This window comes from Photorhabdus sp. P32 (genome assembly GCF_038085095.1).
GTDB lineage: Bacteria > Pseudomonadota > Gammaproteobacteria > Enterobacterales > Enterobacteriaceae > Photorhabdus > Photorhabdus luminescens.
Map to the genome: position 1 here is coordinate 1 of NZ_JAZGJN010000207.1, position 21,771 is coordinate 21,771.

The following is a 21,771-nucleotide window of genomic DNA, read 5'->3' on the forward strand; positions in this document are numbered from 1 at the left end:
AACCCCGCACACCCCCCCCCACCACCCCCCCGACACCCCCGACACCCCACACACCCCCACCCACCACACCACCAGCAACCGACCCACCCGCGTGACGGTGGACAAAGAAGGTCCGCTCTATGATAACGGTACCGATACTTATACCTTCACGGCGATGGTGGTGGATGCGTATGACAAACCGGTAGCGGATAAACCGATCGAGATTGAGTGGCAGACAGAGCCAACGGAGGCCGGGTTAACCCTGACGAAACAGAGCAGCCCGGTGAGTAACGCGCAGGGGCAGGTCACCGCGACCTTAACCAGCACGGCGGCGGTGAAGAGTGTGCGGGTATCGGCGAAGACGACCAGCCAGCAAACGGCGGTGAATGCGGATAGAAAAGTCAGTTTTATGGAGCTGAGTACCAGTTATCGAGTTACCCGCGTGACGGTGGACAAAGAAGGCCCGCTCTATGATAACGGTACCGATACTTATACCTTCACGGCGACGGTGGTGGATGCGTATGACAAACCGGTAGCGGATAAACCGATCGAGATTGAGTGGCAGACAGATCCAACGGTAGACGGGCTAAAACTGACGAAGCAGAACAATTCGGTGAGTAATGCGCAGGGGCAGGTCACCGCGACGTTAAGCAGTACAGTGGTAGCGATTGATGTACAAGTGTCTGCCAAAACGGCTACTCAGCAGACGCCGGTGAAGGTGGATAAAAAAATCAGTTTTATCAGTCCTGATGAGCTTGCTTCTCTGACTGTTAGTCCAGATCACGTAACAGAAGGAGAAGGCGAGGGGCATACTTACACCTTTACTGCCACGGTAAAAGATTTTTCCGGGCAGGCGAAAAGCGGTGTTACGGTGGTTTGGAGTGCAACAAATAGTAAGGGAATTGCTATTACTGATAAAAACTTGGTTACTCAGGTAGTGGGTGATGGTAAAACAGATGCTGATGGGAAAGCGCAATATCAGATATATAGTAAAAGTGGCGGGTTTGTTGCTGTTATGGTAACGGCCAAAGTGAATGATTCATCTGTTGGCTCTAAGAATAAAACGGTAGAAATTAAGGCTAATGAGCAGGATGTTACTGGCTTCTTTATATTGGATTATGACCCTGTGGATGGAAAAGGATACGGGCCTTTGGTTCCAAAAGAAAGAATGAATTTTGCTTGGACAAAAATGCAGTTTGTCCCCGAGTATTTGCCTGGAAAATTAACTATAGCTGGTTATACTGGAGTATATGACTCAAGTAATAGGAACATAATTGATGTGAATGGAGCATATTTTCAAGTTAAAAAAACAGGAACAGTTACATTAACTGCGACGTTTACACACCCAATATCTGGTCGGTATTTAAAATATATTATTCCCGATGTGAAAATTGACCACTTTGTAATTATTGACTCTAGCCCGGGAGGGCCGGGGATTGGTATAGTTTTCTCGGGGGATCGTATTGACAATAGTAAACCTTTACCTCGTTGTACAAGAGGAAATAGGATACAAGAGAGTGATCTTGGTGAATCAATTGATTATCTGGTTAATAATTTAAATTTAAATCTTATTGAGAAGGGTTTATTAGGAGATCCACGGAGGGGGTTAAATGCTAACGGAGTAAGAATGGGAGGGCTACAAAAAAATGAGACAAGTATTCAGGCTCATTTTTTGGATAACAACGTTCGAAATGCATTGCCTTATTCATTGGCTTATGTAGTTTTATGTGAAGAATAGGGAGGGAATAATAGGTAGTAAGCATTATTGTAGAAGAACGTTATTTTGATAGGAAATTAGGTGTTTATCACTTATTGGTGTTTAATTTTAATATGAGATTTAATATGTAGACACTTACAGCAGATATAGTTTCGGGAATAACGGTTTTAGAAGCGTGCTCAGTTGCCATTACTGTGAATTATAGTGAAAACGTAGCCATGTTATCTTCTTGTTATTTTAACAGATTCAGCCCCTAATGAGCCGCGACAGGTTGCTCGTACATTAGCTGTAGCTAGAATTTTTACTCACAAAGATCATTTAGCACTTGGACCGAGAGGGAAAATCAATGTATGGGAGAGGAGTTAGATTCAGTAGTTATTACTATTGATCCTTATACATTTACCAAGGAATATGTGGAGGTTGGAGTAAGTGTTATTAGCTTAGTCAGGCGCTTTTTTCATATGTGGACTCATATGCTGATGGTTTCTGGCTTAGTTTTCTGAATATGCGGAGGAAACACTGTATCCCATTTTATAATACCTTTTGGATAAAGAATAGATTGCTATTACAGTAATGACTAGAGTAAATGGTTTATTTATATGACAAACAGGCAGGAGGTAATAGAGAGTAAGCATCGTTGTATAAACGCATTATTTTGATAGAAAATTAAGTGTTTGTTACTGATTGGTGTTTAACTTTAATATGAGGTTTAATATGTCAACATTTACAGCAGATATAGTTTCAGGAGTAACGGTTTTAGAAGAGTGCCCGGTTGTTATCACTGTGACTTATTCAGGCGATGATACTCACAAAGTAACGGATTCGACTGACATAGTGCACGATAACCCGAAAAATACCAGTTTTGATGATATCCCTCGTATTTCGAGAGATGTTGAGAAAAATACCTGTACTGCGAAATTTGTTGTTACTGCTACTTCTGGCGCCGGTGATTTCACCATAACATTTTCAATGGATCAGGCGACGGACCCCGATGCTAAATTGGAAATTGCATGTCATTCTATTGATAAAAATGGTTTTTCATATGCAGCGTTTGAACCTATCATTATTGGCGATTCGTTGATAAAAGACTTATCTCCGGCAGCAGATAATGAGCAACCTTCTGGACTTAATGGTAGCCTCCTCGTTAATCTATATGCGCTGAGTAAAACAAATGATCCGTTACCCTATTTTCAAATTCCTCTGGTAATTGATAATTTAGTACGTATTTTTGGGTATGATGGCGATCGACTTACGGAAGAAATATTTCCTTTTATTCAAGAACTGGATAACAACAAATACTATATTAATACGAATAATGAAGGTTTTGTTGCCTTAAAGGTTTTTCCCAGTCAGGAGGAGGGGGGGAACTATGCAGTTAATATGTTCACCGATTTGCAGGGTTTTTCAAAAAAATCTTCATCAAATATTCTGTTTATTACAGAAGACGTTGCTCCAACGCTTGTGAAGCCAGATATTGAAGAATTGAATGGTGATAGGTTAACGCCATCAGTAGGAAATAGCAGTACAGGTTTTCATGTAAGTATCCCGTTCTATGAAGGTGTTAAACTGAAAGATAGAATTTTTTTAATGATCAAAGAAGGTAATAATGAAACGCAAAGCATGTCTGCTGTCATTACTGATCTGAGTCAGTTGGATATACCATCTATTCTAGTGCCATATGCTAGTGTTCCAAATATTGGCAATAATGGGTTATATTATTACGTAGCTGATGTAATAGGAAACATAACTATATCATCCGCCCTCTATTTTGATTTGACAAAGTCAGTACCAAATATACCACCAGAGATTAAACGTATATTAGCGAGACCTAGAATTTTTAATCATAAACGACAGGAGGAATTTAGCTGGCCAGGTAAGATTAGTCTTAAATATATTTTAGGTGGAGGGTTGGATGCCCATATTGATGTGGGTAAAAACAGTGGGATAGAGGTAAACAGTGTTATTAATGTACGTATTTACGTTAATGGTATTATCAATGAGGAGCCATCTTCGAAAATTTATTCTATTGAACCTCATACGGTAACTGCCGACGAAGCGGCGGTAGGAGAGGCTATTATTCTGCTTGGTATGGCACCCTTTATGAATGTAGACTCGCATTTTGATGGTACGCCAGGCTCGGTTTATATCACTTACAGCGTAGGCCAAAATGAATCTAAGATTTGGTTTGGACATATTGATACTGTTCCACCTAGGAAATAAATTTAACTGATTGAGCTTTTAACTGTTTGTTGGAAAATGCTCATGCATTTTCCATTTTTCCGAACATATTTCTTATTGGTGAACTGGCGATTTCTTTATTACCGAGCTATAATATTTCATTAAGCGTTGTCATTTTATTTTCAAACAATGAATCACGGAATTAATGGTGGAGTATGAATAATGGTCAATGTGGCAAAAAGTGATTTAACAATTATCCTAATTTTAATCCAAGATATATTATGACTATATAGGATATACTTGGATATAAAGCTTATGTTATGAGTAGTGGATTTATTGCTATTGCATTAATAGCTAAAAAATTTATTTGTGTGATAAACAGAAAGGAGGGAATAGAGAGTAAGCATCGTTGTATAAACGCATTATTTTGACAGAAAATTAAGTGTTTGTTACTGATTGGTGTTTAACTTTAATATGAGGTTTAATATGTCGATATTTACAACAGATATAGTTTCAGGAATAACGGTTTTAGAAGAGTGTCCAGTTGTCATTACTGTGACTTATTCTGGTGATGATATACATAAAGTAACGGAAACGACTGACATAGTGTACAGTCATCCAGAAAATATTCGTTTTGATAATACCCCTCGTATTTCAAGAGATGTCGAGAATAATACTTGTACTGCAAAATTTATTGTTACTGCCAATTCTGACGTTGGTGATTTCACTATAGCATTTTCAATGGATAAGGCTACGGACCCCGATGCTGAATTAGAGGTTGTGTTTCATCCTATTGATAGAAATGGTTTTTCACATGCAGCGTTTGAACCTATCATTATTGGCGACTCGTTGATAAAAGACTTATCGCCGGCAGCAGATGATGAACGGCCTTCTGAATTTAATGGCAGCCTGCTTATTCATATCTATGCGTTGAGTAAAACAAATGAGCCGTTACCCTATTTTCAAATTCCTCTGGTAACTGATAATTTAGTACGTATTTTTGGGTATGATGGAGAAAACGTTACGGAAGAAATATTGCCTCTTGTTATAAATTACAAGAATAAATACTATATTAATACGGATGAAAACGGTTTTGTTGCTTTAAGGGTTTTCCCTCGTAAGGAAGAGGATGGTAATTATACTGTTGATATGTTCACAGAATTGCCGGGTTTTTTAAAGAACGCTTCATCAAATATTCTGTTTATTATAGAAGACATTGCTCCAACGCTTCCTGCGCCAGACATTGAAGAGCTGGATGGAAATAGATTAACGCCATCAGTAGGAGATAGTAGCACAGGTTTTCATGTGAGTATTCCGTTTTATAAAGGCGCTAAACCGAGAGATAGGGTTTTTTTAATAATTAGAGAAGATAATAACGAAACGCTAAGTGCGTCTGCTGTCGTTACTGATCTGAATCAGTTGGATAATCCATTTATTTTAGTTCCATATGCCAGCGTTCCAAGTATTGGTGATAATGAGTTGTGTTATTATGTGTCTGATGTAGTGGGAAATATCACTATGTCATCTGCTCTCTATTTTAATTTAACAGAGTCAGTACCGAATGAACCGCCAGAGGTTAATCGGACATTAGCAGTACCCAGAATTTTTATTCATAAACAGCAATTGGAGTTTGAACAGTCAGGTAGGATCAATCTTGAAAATATTTTAGAAGGAGGATTGAATGCCCATATCGCTGTGGGTCAAAACAATGGAATAGATGTGGATAATGTTATTAATGTACGTATTTACGTTAATGGTATTGTAAATAATAACCCATCCTCACGGCTTTATTCTCTTGATCCTCATACGGTAACTGCCGACGAGATGGCGGCTGGAGAAGCTATTATTCCGCTTGGCCTGGCACCTTTTACTCAGGTAGGTTCGTATTGTGATGGTACTCCAGGCTCAGTTTATATCACTTACAGTGTAGACACGAAGGAGTCGGAGATTTGGAGTGGGGACATTAATACTGTTCCAGTAGGATAATAAATTTAACTGATTGAGCTTTTACCTGTTTAATGGAAAATGCGTAAGCATTTTCCATTTTCCCGGACATGTTTCTTATTGGTGAACTGGCGGTTTCTTTATTACCGAGCTATAATATTTAATTAAGCGTTGTTATTTTATTTTCAACTAAGGAATCATGGAACTAATGGTGACAGTATGAATAATGGCAAGCATGGCGAAAAGTGATTTAACAATTATCCTGATTTTGACCATAAAATATGGTGACTATATAGGGTATGCTTGGATATAAAGCCTATGCTGCGAGCGGTGGATTTATCGCCATACAGTAGTGGTTATAGTAATTTATTTATGAGAGAAGTAGGCAGGAGGTAATAGATAATAAGCATCGCTGTGTAAATGCATTATCTTGATAGAAAATCAGGTGCTTTTTACTTATTGGTGTTTAACTTTAATATGAGGTTTAATATGTCGATACTTACAGCAGATATCGTTTCAGGAATAACGGTTTTAGAAGAGTGCCCAGTTCTCGTTGCTGTAACTTATTCAGGTGATGAGGTTCATAAAGTCACGGAAACGACGGATATAGTGTACAGTGAACAGAAAGATGTCAGTTTTGATGAGACTCATCGTATTTCAAGGGATGTCAAAAATAATACCTGCACTGCAAAATTTGTTGTTACTGCCAATTCTGGTGCTGGTGATTTCACCATAACATTTTCAATGGATAAGGCTACGGACCCTGATGCTAAATTAGAGATAGCATTTCATTCTATTGGTAAAAATGTTTTTTCACATGCAGCGTTTGAACCTATCATTATTGGCGATTCGTTGATAAAAGATTTTTCTCCGGCAGAAGATGATGAACGACCTTCTGAATTTAATGGCAGCCTCCTCGTTCATTTATATGCTCTGAGTAAAACAGATGATCCGTTACCTTATTTTCAAATTCCCCTAGTAACTGATAGGAGAGTGCGTATTTTTGGTTATGAGAGAGGGCAACTTACGGAAGAAATATTTCCTTTTATTCAAGAACTAGATAACAACAAATACTATATTAATACGAATAATAGAGGTTTTGTTGCTTTAAAGGTGTTCCCTAGTAATGAGGAGAAGGGGAGCTATACAGTTAGTATGTTTACTGAATTGCAGGGGTTTTCAAGGAAATCTTCGTCAAATATTCTGTTTATCACAGAAGATATTGCTCCAACCCTTGTGATGCCAGATATTAAAGAGTTAGATGGCGATAGATTAACACCATCAGTAGGAAATAGTAGCACGGGTTTTCATGTGAGTATTCCATTTTATGAAGGTGCTAAACCGAAAGATAGAATTTTCTTAATGATCAGAGAAGATAATGATGAAATACAAAGTACATCTACTGTCATTACTGATCTGAATCAGTTGGATATACCATTTATTTCAGTTCCATATGCTAGTATCCCAAATATTGGCGATAATGAATTATACTATTATGTGGCTGATACAATGGGAAACATAACTATATCATCTTCCCTCTATTTTTATTTAACGAAGTCAGTACCGAATCAACCACCAGAGATTAGGCGTACATTAGCGGCACCTAGAATTTTCACTCATAAAGATCAGGAAGAACTTAAACAGCGAGGTAAGATCAATCTTGTAAAAATTTTAGGGGGAGGGCTGGATGCTCGTATTGCTGTGGGTAAAAAAAATGGAATAGATGTAGATAGTGTTATCAATGTGCGTATTTACGTTAATGGTGTCGTCAATCATAGTTCATCTTCAAAAATTTATTCTCTTGAGCCTCATACGGTAACTGCCGACGAAGTGGCGGCAGGAGAGGCTATTATTCTGCTTGGTCAGGCACCTTTTACCGGTGTGGACTCATATGATGATGGACCAGGATTAGTTTATGTCACTTATAGTGCAAGTATAAAGAACTCCAAGATTTGGTTTGGACGCATTGATACGGTTCCCCCTGGACAATAAATTTAACTGATTGAGCTTTTATTTGCTTATTGGAAAATGCGTAAGTATTTTCCATTTTTCCGGGCATATTTATTATTTGTAAACTGGCGATTTCTTTATTGCGTAACTATAATATTTTATTAAGCGTTATCGTTTTATTTTCAATTAATAAATCATGGAGTTAATGGTGATAGTATGAATAACGGCATATCAAGTGTGATTATCACAGAAAATGCGGCAAAAAGTGATTTAACCAATTATCCTAATCTTAATCCCCAAAATATTGTGACTATCTATGGTCTACCTGGACATAAATTCTATGCTACGACATCTATCGGCGCTTCTATTGTAGATGATAACGTTGATGTAGATCAGATCATATTAACATTGGACGATGCTGGAAAAGGGCATTTTTATGTTCGTTCTCCGTTTGAACATAAAAATATTGAAAATAGCGAAGAGTTTTCGGCTGTTTTGATGATTTCCCCACAAGAGGATATCAATAAGGTAATATCTTTTCCGCTTATTTTTGGTAATTATCGTCAGTCTGATGAGGCTATAGTATTTACCGCCTATAATTATACTACAGGTGCTCCGGCAGATGGGAAGACGCCTTGCTCGATATATCTTTTTATTGATCGTGAAAATAATGATGATATTAATAAAATCCGGATAAGAGTGAATAATAATGCACTCATCGATGGTTATAATAAAGACTGGGCAGATATTCCATTAAAGGAGGATGGTAGTGCGACAGTGAATGTGACTAGCAACACAGTAAGTAGAGTTAATGTTTGGCTAACAGCGCCTGATTCAGATTCAGGGGATAAAGTCGATCTTGCTTTATCGTTCAGACCGATTCCAATGGGAGGTGAAATATGATTATCAATAACGACAATGAGCTTATTGCTTTATCGGCTCCAAAATTACCGCAAGCAGATAATGATGGTTTGATTGATGTTTCTGTTCAACAGAACCAAGATTTAATTATCAAAGTACCCTATCATGAGTGGCTAAGAATCGGGGATGTGATAGTGGTAAATGTTGGGGGAATTTTTTCTCGTCCTTATTATGTTCAGAATATTAATCTTGATTTTTTTACTGTAACTATTCCATTCTCTGAAATACCTGATGGTTGTTATAATGTGACTTATACATCAGCTGATGATTTCGAGAATGAAGATTTCTCTGAACCGACTGTTATTAAGGTTATTAATTCTCCATCGATAAAATTATTACCATCAATTTATCCAGATTCAACATCTGGCGTTATTCACTATTCATCTCTTGTACAACATCGTGGGTTAAATGTGCATATCAGTTATCGGCAGATGCGGAAAGGCGATAGCGTTATATTCCATTGGCAAGGACATAATTTTAACTATGAGCTAATTGCGAGGGCGGCTTGGGATGCACAACCCATAACAGTCAGTGATCAGGATGTTAAGCAGGGTTATATTTCTTTAGTGGTGCCGATGGAATACGTGCTTTGTTTGGGTCAAGAAGGCGTGGGAACCGGCTATTATGAGGTTGGTAAGACTAGTTCTGCGCCAGGTTCAGTGATATTGTCGCTAACGGATATGTCATCTGTCATTATGTCAATTAGTGAAGGTGCGCCGATGGTATCTAATGAATATCCCAGAATAAAACCGAAAAATTTGGTTGCGGTTTATGGGCCGCCAGGAAAGAGGTTATTGGCGAATGTTGAATCAGGAAGTATTGTTGAAGGGGATGGTACAAAATATCAATTTGCCCCCAATAGTTTCGGGTTGGCTTATTTCCATTGGCAATCTGAGGAAACGGGTAGTTTTCGCTGTACTGTTTCTGCGGAGGACGGGTCTGTAACACCGGGCGTAGGTCAGGCAATATTTAGCGAGTGGAGAGATGGAGGAGGTATTATCGAAGCTTATTCATTTACCTCTGAAGTCCCTGCTGATGGCGTGAGTGTTTGTAGTGGTTATGTGATTGTGGATCGTACTGTTTATTTCGGTAAAAGATTACTTGTTCGTACTGATGGCTCCGCGATAATTTCAGGTTATGGTGATAATGAAAGAGAGTTGCAGGTTGCAATTAGTAAGGATGGTTGTACAACTTTCCATATCACTAATACCAAAGCAGAGAAAAATAATGTGATAATAAGTTTACCCGATGTTAATAAGTCGATTCAATTTTCTATTAATTTTAAACATTTTCCTTCTATTTAATGTAAGGAATATTGTTAATTAGCATGATATTGTCGAGTTGAAATTATTTTTTAGCTTTAACTCGATGATAACATGTATAAATATACATGATGGTGATAAATTAGGAGAATGAAATGAATGACGAACAAGCATCAAAAGAGGCTAAAACATTAAATTGGATATTAAATGAAAAAACGGAAATTGCGGATAAACCGATATATGTCGGTGTAAGCGTAATTCAAGATGGCTATTTATTGCATGGGATGAATGTAGTTTTAACGTTAGATAATAAATCTATGGTATTTAAAGAGAATAATGATCGTAGAATTATAAAAGGTACGGGAGTGCTGGGTAAGGTATCAGTTGAAATAATCTCTACTGATGCAACTCCGTGTCAAGGGAATGTGTATGCTTGCTTGGAAGATGATACTCAAATAGAAGCCCCTCCTCTTCAGGTCGAGTTTACTTCTGCTGTTCAATCGGTGGCAGCGCTTAATCTTAAATTAAAAGAAAATAATGCATGGATTAATAGTACCGATGAGAATAAGGTAGTTGCAACGATGTATGATCGGTTGGGTAATGGAGTTAAAAACCAAAAAATAACCTTTTATGCAGATAATGGGGCAACAGTAGTTCCATCGTCGGGGATGACAGATAAAGAGGGTAAGATAACGGCGTTAATACAATCTAATAGTGCTGGTAAAGTAACGCTAATGGCGCAAGCGGGAGATATTGAAAAGGCTGTAGCTATGTGTTTCACGGATAATCCATATCGGTTAGAGATCACAGAATCTCCGGTTGAGTTGTCTTCATTCTCAAACGGTATTATAGCTGGATATTTATATAAGAATGGCATAGGTGAACCTAATGTAGACATAGATGTATCTATGGGAGCTTCTGTGTTATTGAGTAGTCAAGACCAATATATGACTACCGATAAAAATGGCCATTTTAGCTTTAGAGTTGCTACTCTAGAGTGTTATCCTCATCATCATGTACCTCTCATGAATCAATCTTCATTGGTTCGTGTAAGTTGTATTGATGGACGGATATATAGTCAAACGTGGATAAAATTAATCCCAGATCTATATTAGGCGCTGGATATTTTGGGGGATACTAATTGCATGATTACTCATTGAAAAATTAGACAAATCCCCTGTTTTTTAACCGTTATCATGTCGTGTGAAAATAAGATGATTTTTATTATCTCGGTAGGAATCATTGTTTGAAAATATATAACCTGGATGGAGTTTCACAACTATCATTGTTATATATCAATATTTAGTTAAAAACCTGAACGTCTCTTTAATAGAAGTTCAGGTGACTTAACTTATTATTTTCTCATGTTATTTCTTAAAATAATTAGGGCATTGTTATTAAATCTCCTTTAATTGTGATCGCGAGTTGTGATCGCGTCCGCAATGACCTTTTGTGAAATAGGGCTATACTATAAATAGACCTTATAGTTATATAGAGTCAATTAACGTTACTTGTTGAATTTTCGGTTCTTAGTATTCACGGAGAGTGTGTATTCACGAAGAGTGTTGGAGGTAATATATGAAACGTCAAAGTGCTTTCATAGTCGGTAATGTGTTAATGGGTGTCGGTATGTTCACCATAGTGAGTAGCCTGGGTTATACATTACTGCCTCACATCTTCGGTTTTGGCTGGCCTGAGTTTTTATCTGAAGCAGCGCTATTGGGCGTTTTTATTGGCGCGCTTGTTTGGTTGGCTGGTGCTGGTGTGGGAGGCCGGGAAGGTGTGGCAGATCGTTACTGGTGGTTAAGAAACTATGATGAACGTTATCGTCGTGGCGATCATCGGTATCCATAACAAAAGTAGAGTTAGTCGTAGTTTGTGCTAATGGAAAAGTATTATTATTCCAAATAAGCAAAAAAACCCGTTGAATCTCTTGTGCAACGGGTTTTTTCTTAGATAGCAATATTATGAGTACAACTTATTTATTAGTGCTCAAACATTGCAGAAATTGACTCTTCATTACTGATACGCCGGATCGCTTCAGCTAACATACCGGACAAAGTAAGAGTACGAACTTTATTGAGCGCCTTGATCTCAGCAGATAATGGGATGGTGTCACAGACAACCACTTCATCAATCACCGAGTTTTTAATGTTGTCTACCGCGTTGCCGGAGAAAATCGGGTGAGTAGCATAGGCGAATACACGTTTTGCTCCGCGTTCTTTCAATGCTTCAGCCGCTTTGCATAAAGTGCCGCCGGTATCGATCATGTCATCGACCAGCACGCAATCGCGGCCAGCGACATCACCGATAATATGCATCACTTGAGAAACGTTAGCGCGTGGGCGACGTTTGTCGATGATGGCCATATCGGTATCGTTCAGCAGCTTAGCGATAGCGCGAGCGCGGACAACCCCGCCAATATCCGGGGAAACAACGATAGGGTTTTCCAATCCTTTCTGTAACATATCTTCCAGCAGAATTGGGCTGCCAAATACGTTATCAACCGGAACATCGAAGAACCCTTGGATCTGCTCAGCATGCAGGTCAACGGTCAGTACGCGGTCTACACCGACGCTGGACAGGAAATCTGCCACAACTTTGGCGGTAATTGGTACACGGGCTGAACGGACTCGACGGTCCTGACGAGCATAACCGAAATAAGGGATTACTGCGGTAATACGTCCTGCGGAAGCACGACGCAGCGCATCAACCATAACGACTAATTCCATTAGGTTGTCGTTAGTCGGCGCACAAGTAGACTGGATGATGAAAATATCGCCGCCGCGTACATTTTCGTTAACTTGCACGCTGACTTCACCGTCGCTGAAACGGCCGACAGCCGCGTCTCCAAGGTTGGTGTACAGGCGGTTGGCAACACGTTGTGCTAGTTCCGGAATAGCGTTACCAGCAAAAAGCTTCATATCGGGCACGAGAAAGACCTCAGGCTTGCGTCCAGAGAGATATTGTTGACCAATGCAAATAACAATATTTATTCATTGGCTCAATAACACGGGTATCCCAGAGCGAAAACTGTGCAAAGGTGAATTGTTAACGCCACGCGCAACAAAACCCTGCAACCACTCAGGGGCTTGATTTAACACCTTACGGGCCGATGCTTCTGATTCAAACTCGCTGAATACACAGGCACCGGTTCCGGTCAGGCGTGACGGCGCGTATTCTAGCAGCCATGAAAGAAGCTGTTCAACCTCACGAAAACGTTTTCTTACAAGAGATTCACAATCATTTACGTGCGGAGCCTTTAATAATGCGGCCAGAGGGCGAATTGGCGTATCACGTTTTAATTTCGGATCTGTGAAGACGCGCAGAGTTGAGATTTCAACACCGGGATGCGCAACCAGATACCACTTTTCTTCCGGCTCGGCCATGTGCAGAATTTCACCGATACCTTCTGCAAATGCGGCGTGTCCTTTGACAAAAACCGGCACATCAGCGCCAAGACTCACGCCTAGGGTTGCCAATGTTTCGTCTGTGAAACCGGTTTGCCAGTGATAATTCAGGGCAATGAGTACGGTAGCGGCATTGGATGAACCTCCGCCTAATCCACCGCCCATTGGCAGACGTTTGTTGATATGAATATCAGCCCCTTTATGAGCGATCCCCGCATGGTGTTTGTTGCTGTAGGATTGCAACAGACGTGCGGCGCGAACGATCAGGTTGTTATCGTGTTCCACCCCCGCTACCGGCGTCAGTAAACGGATTTCATTATCCTGACGCGGGGTAATGGTAATTTCATCACCATAATTAAGAAATTGAAATAGCGTTTGCAACTGGTGGTAACCGTCGGCGCGACGACCGGTGATATAAAGAAACAGGTTAAGTTTTGCCGGTGAAGGCCAGGTTAATGTCATTATTTTGTGGTCCAATTATCCATTTTCAGTTTGATGCGACGATCACCTTGAATCAACTCCAGACGGTTGGGGAGAGCGGGAGTTGTTGAGGTATCGTAGGATTGATAATTAACCTGCCATGTCGCGCCATGTTGCTGGTAAGTGACGGTTTTCAATAGATGGTTAGCATCCAGTTTAAAGTTTTTGGCATCACCGGGGAGACCGGTTATCCAATGCCGCAGATTATCTAATGGAATATCCATATTGGCGAGCTGATAAATTATTTTTTCAGGATTATCACTGAAATATTTTTTACCCTGGCTATCGGTTAATTGCGTCATGTCTGGCTGAACGAGCAGTTCTAATTCCGTACTGCCTAGCGGATTGGTCAGTAATAAACGGTAGCGTTCAGGATGATATTGTTGCCAGAAAAAGCGGGCATAAACTTTTTTCTCATTAGACAGATAGGCAAAAGATCCACGGGTTTGATATTGATTTAATTGCTGTAGCTGTTGGATATGTGTCAGCCATTGGGGAGAATCTGCCGAACCTGTTCCGCTAGGTTGCGTTAATGTACAAGCGGTCAACAGTACGCAAGAGAGTGGCAATAGACGGAATAGTGATAATCTCTGTATTGGTTTCATCGGCAATCTCTGTTTAATAACGTGAAAACTTTTACGTCACTTAATAATGAAGAATGAAGTATTAATCCAGTTAAATTTCAAAAAAATGTTCTGAATAATGATATCAGACACCGCTGATTGTCTTTTATTGATCTGAGGTATCAAGTAGAATGCACAGTTTATAAGAGTCCTTATTAAGGGTGATGATTTCATCAGTATAGAATTTTTTACGATGAACAGTGTCTCTCTGCTGATAACTCAATGAAGTTGATATGACTTTGTTAGCACTTGGTATTAACCATAAAACGGCTCCTGTATCCTTGCGTGAACGGGTGACTTTTTCTCCAGGCACGATTGGGGAAGCGCTTGATAACCTCCTCCAGCATCCTCTGGTGAAAGGTGGGGTTGTATTGTCAACGTGTAATCGTACCGAGCTTTATCTCAGCGTAGAACAGCAAGATAATCTGTATGAGCAGTTAATTGACTGGTTATGTGGATACCATCAGCTAAATCCCAGAGATCTAAAATCCAGTATTTACTGGCACTGTGGTAATGAAGCTGTCAGCCATTTAATGAGAGTGGCGAGTGGGCTGGATTCGTTGGTGCTTGGCGAACCTCAGATTCTTGGGCAGGTGAAAAAAGCATTTGCCGAGTCGCAGCACAACCATTCTTTATCGAGTGAACTGGAGCGACTGTTTCAGAAATCGTTTTCTGTCGCCAAGCGTGTTAGGACTGAAACAGAGATCGGTTCAAATGCGATTTCCGTTGCATTTGCCGCTTGTACTTTGGCGCGGCAGATTTTCGAATCACTTTCTGAACTGAATATTTTGCTGGTAGGCGCCGGAGAAACGATTGAACTGGCTGCTCGTCATTTGAAAGAGCATCGCGTACGCCATATGATGATTGCTAACAGGACGAAAGAGAAGGCGCAGATGTTGGCTGATGAAGTTCAGGCGGAGGTGATCGCCTTGCCTGAAATTGACACACGTTTAGCAGAAGCTGATATTGTTATCAGCTCGACTGCCAGTCCTTTGCCTATTATTGGTAAAGGGATGGTTGAACGTGCATTAAAGTTACGCCGTAACCAACCGATGTTGCTCGTTGACATTGCGGTTCCCCGTGATATAGAGCCTGACATAGAAAGGCTGGATAACGTCTATCTCTACAGTGTTGACGATTTACAAGCAATTATTCAGCAGAATCTTGCGCAACGCAAAGCGGCGGCGGTTCAGGCTGAATGTATTGTTCAGCAGGAAAGCCGTTATTTTATGGACTGGCTGCGTGCGCAGGGCGCAGTAAATTCAATCCGTGAGTACCGTAATCAGGCAGAACAGGTGCGGTCTGAAATGACAGCTAAGGCACTGACTGCTATCAATCAGGGAGCTGACGTAGAACAGGCCGTTAATCAATTGACTCATCAATTGGTGAACCGTCTGATACATGCTCCTACCAAATCACTCCAGCAAGCAGCCAGCAATGGCGATCTGGAGCGCCTTAATTTATTACGTGACAGCTTGGGGCTGGAACATAATTAACCATATCTCGGAATAGGGTCTGAAACCAAGAATGAAGCCTTCTATTGTTGCTAAATTGGAAGCATTGCAAGAACGTCACGAGGAAGTTTTGGCTCATCTCGGTGATGCCGATGTGATTGCTGATCAGGAACGTTTCCGTGCTTTGTCACGGGAATATGCTCAACTGACTGATGTGACGAACTGTTTTAAGTCCTGGCGTGTTGTTCAGGATGATCTTAAAGCAGCCGAAATAATGCTTGATGACCCTGAAATGCGGGAGATGGCACAGGAAGAGATCAGAGACGCTAAGGTCCGCAATGAAGAGTTAGAGCAGCAACTACAATTGTTGTTGTTGCCGAAAGATCCTGATGATGAGCGTAACTGTTTTCTTGAAGTACGCGCGGGAACCGGTGGTGATGAAGCGGCTATTTTCGCCGGGGATCTGTTTCGTATGTACAGCCGTTATGCTGAATCCCGTCGTTGGAAAGTCGAAGTTATCAGTGCTAACGATGGCGAGCATGGTGGTTATAAGGAAATTATTGCTAAAGTTTCCGGCGAGCAGGTTTATGGTCATTTAAAATTTGAATCGGGCGGTCATCGTGTCCAGCGGGTGCCGGAAACCGAATCGCAAGGGCGTATTCATACTTCTGCTTGTACCGTTGCGGTTTTGCCGGAGGTCCCGGAAGCCGAGTTGACCGATATCAGCCCAAGTGATTTGCGGATTGATACCTTTCGTTCGTCTGGGGCGGGCGGTCAGCACGTCAATACCACGGATTCCGCTATCCGTATCACTCATATTCCAACTGGTATTGTGGTTGAGTGTCAGGATGAGCGTTCTCAGCATAAAAACAAAGCGAAAGCGATGTCCGTATTGGCCGCGCGTATTCATGCCGCGGAAGTTCGTAAGCGCCAGGAGGCCGAGGCTTCTGAACGTCGTAACTTATTAGGCTCCGGCGACCGTTCGGATCGCAACCGTACTTACAATTTTCCACAAGGACGAGTGACGGATCACCGTATTAACTTAACGTTATACCGCCTTGATGAAGTGATGGAAGGCAAATTGGATATGCTTGTTCAGCCGATCGTTAATGAATATCAGGCTGATCTATTATCGGCTTTGTCAGAGCAGGATTGATGGATTATCAATCTTGGCTTAAACAAGCCGCAATACAGTTATCGGCAAGCGACAGCCCTAAACGAGATGCAGAAATTTTGTTGGGGTTTGTCACTCGCCGTTCCCGGACTTACATACTGGCATTCGGTGAAACGCAGCTAGCTTCGGAGCAGTTCAGCCAGCTTGAGGTTTTACTTGCTCGTCGGGTAAAAGGTGAACCTATTGCCTACATCACGGGTGAGCGTGAATTCTGGTCGTTGCCATTAAATGTCTCTCCCGCTACGTTAATCCCGCGCCCTGACACGGAATGCCTGGTAGAAAAGGCGCTTGAACGGCTATCGTTGGCGCCTTGCCGCATTCTGGATTTGGGAACGGGAACCGGCGCAATTGCGCTGGCAATCGCCAGTGAACGCCCAGATTGCCGGATTACCGGGGTTGACATCAATCCTGATGCGGTCATGTTGGCGCAGAGCAATGCTGAAAAACTCAAAATACAAAATGTGGATTTTTTATTAAGCGATTGGTTCTCTTCGTTGGATAATCAACAGTTTGGTATGATTGTCAGTAATCCTCCTTACATAGATGAAACCGATCCACATCTATCTCAGGGCGATGTTCGGTTTGAGCCAGATAGTGCATTAATTGCGGCAAAACAGGGAATTGCTGATCTGAATACCATTATTGATCTATCTCGCCATTTTTTGTTGCCTGGTGGATGGTTGTTATTGGAACATGGTTGGAAACAGGGAAATGTTGTAAGAAGCCTGTTTTCTGAGAGTGGTTATCGGCAGGTGGCTACTTTTCAGGATTATGGCGGTAATGAGCGAATAACACTGGGTCAGTGGAAAAGTGATGAAAGCCATAGCTGATTATGAATTTAATAACGCATCTTTAAGTAGCGGTATCCTATTAGTTTCCAGAACCCTTCGTTCTGATTTTCCTCAATATTTAGTGGAAATGCAGCTTCAGGCATTGATTGATGAAGCCAGAGGTGAAATATCTCCGCAGCTAAATATAGAAGAACGACTGGAAAAATTACTGAGGCTGTTTTATCAAAGCTGGAAATTCGGCGGCGCCAGTGGTGTTTATTGTCTGTCAGACACATTATGGCTTGATAAAGTACTGCGAACTCGCCGAGGTTCTTCTGTTGTTTTAGGAGCAATTCTTATTCATATTGCTCAGGCTTTAGAACTGCCGTTTATGCCGGTTATTTTTCCGACGCAGTTGATTTTACGTGTTGATTATCCAGATAACACGGTGAAGTTTATTAATCCAATCAATGGCGAAGCGCTAAGTGAACGTGTGCTTGATGTATGGCTTAAAGGTAATATTAGCCAGACAGCGGAATTAGCAGCCGATGATTTGCAAGGAGCCGATAACGCCAGCATTATACGTAAAATGCTGGATACGATAAAAGTCGCATTAATGGATGAAGGACAAATGGAACTGGCGCTGAAGACGAGTGAAGCGGTGCTGATGTTTGATCCCGATAACCCCTATGAAATACGTGATAGGGGGCTGATTTATGCGGAACTGGATTGTAATCATATTGCGGTTTCTGATTTAAATTATTTTGTGGAGCACTGCCCGGAGGACCCGGTGGCGGAAATGATCAGGATGCAGATACACGACATTAAGCAGCAATGCATCGTTTTACACTGATTTTATCTCATTAATTTATTGGCCCCTAACGGAAGGTATAAGTATGCAACAGAAAGTGGTTCATGTTGGTGATATCAAGGTCGCTAATGATCTGCCGTTTGTTCTCTTTGGTGGTATGAATGTTCTTGAGTCACGGGATTTGGCCATGAGTATTTGTGAGCACTATGTGACAGTGACACAAAAATTGGGCATTCCTTATGTTTTCAAAGCCTCCTTTGATAAAGCAAACCGATCATCAATTCACTCTTATCGTGGCCCAGGTCTGGAAGAGGGAATGAAGATTTTTCAGGAACTGAAACAAACTTTCGGTGTGAAAATCATCACTGACGTGCATGAGCCGGCACAGGCGCAACCGGTGGCGGAAGTGGTTGATGTCATCCAACTGCCGGCATTTCTGGCGCGTCAAACTGATTTGGTTGAGGCGATGGCGCGTACTGGCGCGGTGATTAACATTAAAAAACCCCAATTTATCAGCCCAGGGCAGATGGGGAATATTGTGGAAAAATTCAAAGAAGGCGGCAACGATCAGGTGATCTTGTGTGACCGTGGCAGCAACTTTGGTTATGACAATTTGGTGGTGGATATGCTGGGCTTCAATGTTATGGCCCAGGCAACGGGGGGGCACCCGGTAATTTTTGACGTCACCCATTCACTGCAATGTCGCGATCCATTTGGCGCTGCGTCTGGCGGTCGTCGTGCTCAGGTTGCTGAACTGGCGCGTGCGGGAATGGCCGTCGGTATTGCTGGCCTGTTCCTTGAAGCGCATCCTGATCCTGCGAATGCGAGGTGTGATGGTCCATCAGCATTGCCGTTGGCGAAACTTGAGCCATTCTTGAGCCAGATGAAGGCGATTGATGATGTGGTGAAAAGTTTCCCTCAACTGGATACCAGTAAGTAAAGCGGCTTTCTGATGTTGTGACATCAAATTAATGAAGAAATTTGGCGCTGGTTTACAGCGCCATTATTTTTGCAACAAGAGTCATTAAACTTTTGTTTGGCAATTTCAGTTATCCATTTTGCTATTGAAATTCAACTCTTCCATTGCTCGTGGCAATGTCGCATGGAAGCTAAGGTGATTTTCGACCAATTGGATTCTGGCCCGGGCCAGTGTTTTTAACGGCTGAAAGGGAATATCACAAACAGCAATATATTTATCCTTACCCACTTCATCAATAAAGCGTTGGAAAGCGTGCAACCCACCTGCATCCAGTACAGGAACTGCATCCCATTGCATGAGGATCGTCTGATAACTGGCGCTTTCTTGTTTTAATTCCGTGAAAATGCGTTCAGCGGCGGCAAAGAATAGCGGGCCATTGATACGGACAACCAGCAGTCCTTTATCAACATTTGTTTGTGGCAATTGACTGATGCGAGTCATATTAGCTATTCGACGCATAAATAGCAGTGAAGCTAATACGATACCAATCGTAATGGCGATAACCATATCAAACAGTACGGTGAGCGACATACAAAGCACCAGTACGATAATGTCATCCTTTGGCGCACGGCGCATTAGGTCGATAACTTTATGTATTTCGCTCATATTCCAGGCGACCATGAGCAACAAAGCGGACATAGCGGCCAGAGGAAGATAGGAGAGCATGGGCGCCAATGCCAGTAAAGTTAATAACACGAGCAGAGAGTGAACAATGGCTGAAACCGGTGATGTTGCGCCGGCTCTAATATTGGCGGCTGAACGGGCGATGGCGGCGGTAGCGGTAATACCACCGAAGAATGGCACGACAATATTTCCCAATCCTTGGCCAATCAATTCACTGTTTGAGTGATGCTTCTTACCGGTCATCCCATCCAAAACCACAGCACAAAGTAGTGATTCAATAGCGCCTAACATTGCCATTGAAAAGGCGGCGGGTAATAGGGCTGAAACTGTTGTCCAATTTATATCAACCTGATGAAAACCCGTATCGGGTAAATGCCACGGTAAAACAAATTGCGGCAGGATGGGGGGAATGCCTTGCCCTTGGGTACCATCGTTCAATATATAACTGAATTCAGAGCCAATGGTAGCAACATGTTGATCGAATAAGTTCATGATCCCCATTACAGCAGTTCCTGCAATGAGAGCGGGAAGATGCCCGGGTAATTTCAGCCCAAGCTTGGGCCAATAGATCAGAATGGCAAGCGTTGTTAGACCAATCAGAGTATCACTCAAATGCAGTGTTGGCAGTGCATGAAATAGCGCTGCAACCTTATTGATATAATTCTCTGGCATATGTTCCAATTGCAGGCCAAAAAAATCTTTTACTTGCATGGTTGCAATAGTTATTGCGATCCCGGAAGTAAAACCGAGTGTTACGGGGAGAGGAATATACTCGATCAATTTACCAACGCGGGCTAATCCCATCACCAGCAAAATAATGCCTGACATTAAGGTTGCAATGAGCAAACCGCTCAGACCAAATTGTTGAGAGACCGGATAAAGAATGACAACGAAAGCGGCGGTAGGGCCGGAAACACTATAGCGCGAGCCGCCGGTTATCGCGATTACTATCCCGGCGATAGCGGCGGTGTAAAGCCCATATTGCGGCGCGACGCCACTCCCGATTGCTAGCGCCATAGCGAGTGGAATGGCGATAATACCGACAGTAATACCGGCAATAATATCTTTAGTTAAACGAGCAAAAGAGTAGGCTTCTTTCCAACAAGCATCAATTACAGCACTAAACGGCCGTATGCCGTTCATTCTACGAGTTTTCATCTGTGCATAAACCAAAAATATAGAGGGAAAAAGCAATAAGGTTGTTACAGCCGAATTGCAAGACCAAACTACAAAAATAGTGCTTTTAGTTCAAAACGATAGCGTTATAGATCAAACTTAATGTTAATAGCTTAACGGCAGAAAAGTAAAAAGTAAAAGGGAGAATAGCGTTCTTATCCTTAGAAAATAGGCTGAAATCGATTTTATTAATTATCTATTCTTATAGCTGAATATTATTGAATTAATTGCATAAAAAATCTGATTAATATTGTTAAATTTGAATTCATCTGTTTATTATATTAATTATAAAATTTCATATTTATACCCGTCATCTTTC

The 21,771-nt window shown here is 41.4% G+C and carries 17 protein-coding genes; 13 read left to right on the top strand and 4 right to left on the bottom strand.

The window, feature by feature from the left end; translation table 11 throughout:
* From V2H77_RS03945 to ychH, 8 genes are all read left to right on the top strand, one after another.
* A partial coding sequence (locus tag V2H77_RS03945; protein WP_341497762.1) for an Ig-like domain-containing protein occupies window positions 1–1,717 on the top strand: 1,717 nt, incomplete at its 5' end.
* 693 nt (window positions 1,718–2,410) lie between these two features.
* Entirely contained in the window at window positions 2,411–3,916 is a 1,506-nt protein-coding gene (locus tag V2H77_RS03950) for a hypothetical protein (RefSeq protein WP_265380491.1), read from the top strand.
* Between the two features lie 444 nt (window positions 3,917–4,360).
* On the top strand, window positions 4,361–5,860 hold the full coding sequence (locus V2H77_RS03955) for a hypothetical protein (protein WP_341497763.1): 1,500 nt from the start codon (window positions 4,361–4,363) through the stop codon (window positions 5,858–5,860).
* 447 nt (window positions 5,861–6,307) lie between these two features.
* Complete coding sequence (locus tag V2H77_RS03960) at window positions 6,308–7,810, top strand: hypothetical protein (protein ID WP_341497764.1); 1,503 nt, start codon at window positions 6,308–6,310, stop codon at window positions 7,808–7,810.
* Between the two features lie 174 nt (window positions 7,811–7,984).
* On the top strand, window positions 7,985–8,671 hold the full coding sequence (locus V2H77_RS03965; RefSeq protein WP_341497765.1) for a hypothetical protein: 687 nt from the start codon (window positions 7,985–7,987) through the stop codon (window positions 8,669–8,671).
* The gene (locus tag V2H77_RS03970) at window positions 8,668–9,993 is read left to right on the top strand and encodes a hypothetical protein (protein ID WP_341497766.1); all 1,326 of its coding nucleotides are present in this window, start codon (window positions 8,668–8,670) and stop codon (window positions 9,991–9,993) included. The genes V2H77_RS03965 and V2H77_RS03970 overlap by 4 nt, the downstream gene beginning before the upstream one ends.
* A gap of 113 nt (window positions 9,994–10,106) precedes the next feature.
* A complete protein-coding gene (locus V2H77_RS03975; protein ID WP_341497767.1) occupies window positions 10,107–11,066 on the top strand; it encodes an Ig-like domain-containing protein in 960 nt (319 codons plus the stop codon).
* 463 nt (window positions 11,067–11,529) lie between these two features.
* On the top strand, window positions 11,530–11,805 hold the full coding sequence (gene ychH / locus V2H77_RS03980) for a stress-induced protein YchH (RefSeq protein ID WP_049581826.1): 276 nt from the start codon (window positions 11,530–11,532) through the stop codon (window positions 11,803–11,805).
* 131 nt (window positions 11,806–11,936) lie between these two features.
* Here the strand turns inward: ychH and prs are convergent, their stop codons facing one another.
* The 3 genes from prs to lolB form a co-directional block, all read right to left on the bottom strand.
* The gene (gene prs / locus V2H77_RS03985) at window positions 11,937–12,884 is read right to left on the bottom strand and encodes a ribose-phosphate diphosphokinase (RefSeq protein WP_265380497.1); all 948 of its coding nucleotides are present in this window, start codon (window positions 12,882–12,884) and stop codon (window positions 11,937–11,939) included.
* Between the two features lie 63 nt (window positions 12,885–12,947).
* Window positions 12,948–13,823: a 4-(cytidine 5'-diphospho)-2-C-methyl-D-erythritol kinase gene (gene ispE / locus V2H77_RS03990; RefSeq protein WP_341497768.1), complete on the bottom strand. Its 876-nt coding sequence runs from the start codon at window positions 13,821–13,823 to the stop codon at window positions 12,948–12,950.
* Window positions 13,823–14,446, bottom strand: coding sequence for a lipoprotein insertase outer membrane protein LolB (lolB, locus tag V2H77_RS03995; RefSeq protein ID WP_341497769.1), 624 nt, complete (start codon window positions 14,444–14,446; stop codon window positions 13,823–13,825). The genes ispE and lolB overlap by 1 nt, the downstream gene beginning before the upstream one ends.
* 251 nt (window positions 14,447–14,697) lie before the next feature.
* Between lolB and hemA the strand changes: the two genes are divergently transcribed.
* Genes hemA through kdsA form a run of 5 tightly spaced genes read left to right on the top strand, consistent with a single transcriptional unit; the run spans window position 14,698 to window position 19,613 of the window.
* Window positions 14,698–15,960 (top strand): glutamyl-tRNA reductase, encoded by a 1,263-nt coding sequence (hemA, locus tag V2H77_RS04000; RefSeq protein WP_341497770.1) that lies wholly within the window; start codon window positions 14,698–14,700, stop codon window positions 15,958–15,960.
* 31 nt (window positions 15,961–15,991) lie between these two features.
* Entirely contained in the window at window positions 15,992–17,074 is a 1,083-nt protein-coding gene (gene prfA / locus V2H77_RS04005; RefSeq protein ID WP_132344869.1) for a peptide chain release factor 1, read from the top strand.
* The gene (prmC, locus tag V2H77_RS04010) at window positions 17,074–17,922 is read left to right on the top strand and encodes a peptide chain release factor N(5)-glutamine methyltransferase (RefSeq protein ID WP_341497771.1); all 849 of its coding nucleotides are present in this window, start codon (window positions 17,074–17,076) and stop codon (window positions 17,920–17,922) included. The genes prfA and prmC overlap by 1 nt, the downstream gene beginning before the upstream one ends.
* Window positions 17,906–18,715 carry an invasion regulator SirB1 gene (sirB1, locus tag V2H77_RS04015; protein ID WP_341497772.1) on the top strand — a complete coding sequence of 270 codons (810 nt, stop codon included), beginning with the start codon at window positions 17,906–17,908 and terminating at the stop codon, window positions 18,713–18,715. The genes prmC and sirB1 overlap by 17 nt, the downstream gene beginning before the upstream one ends.
* A 43-nt stretch (window positions 18,716–18,758) precedes the next feature.
* Window positions 18,759–19,613: a 3-deoxy-8-phosphooctulonate synthase gene (kdsA, locus tag V2H77_RS04020; RefSeq protein ID WP_341497773.1), complete on the top strand. Its 855-nt coding sequence runs from the start codon at window positions 18,759–18,761 to the stop codon at window positions 19,611–19,613.
* Window positions 19,614–19,718: 105 nt separating this feature from the next.
* On the opposite strand, the gene dauA is transcribed toward kdsA, so the two are convergent.
* Window positions 19,719–21,434 carry a C4-dicarboxylic acid transporter DauA gene (gene dauA, locus V2H77_RS04025; RefSeq protein ID WP_341497774.1) on the bottom strand — a complete coding sequence of 572 codons (1,716 nt, stop codon included), beginning with the start codon at window positions 21,432–21,434 and terminating at the stop codon, window positions 19,719–19,721.
* Window positions 21,435–21,771 lie beyond the last annotated feature (337 nt).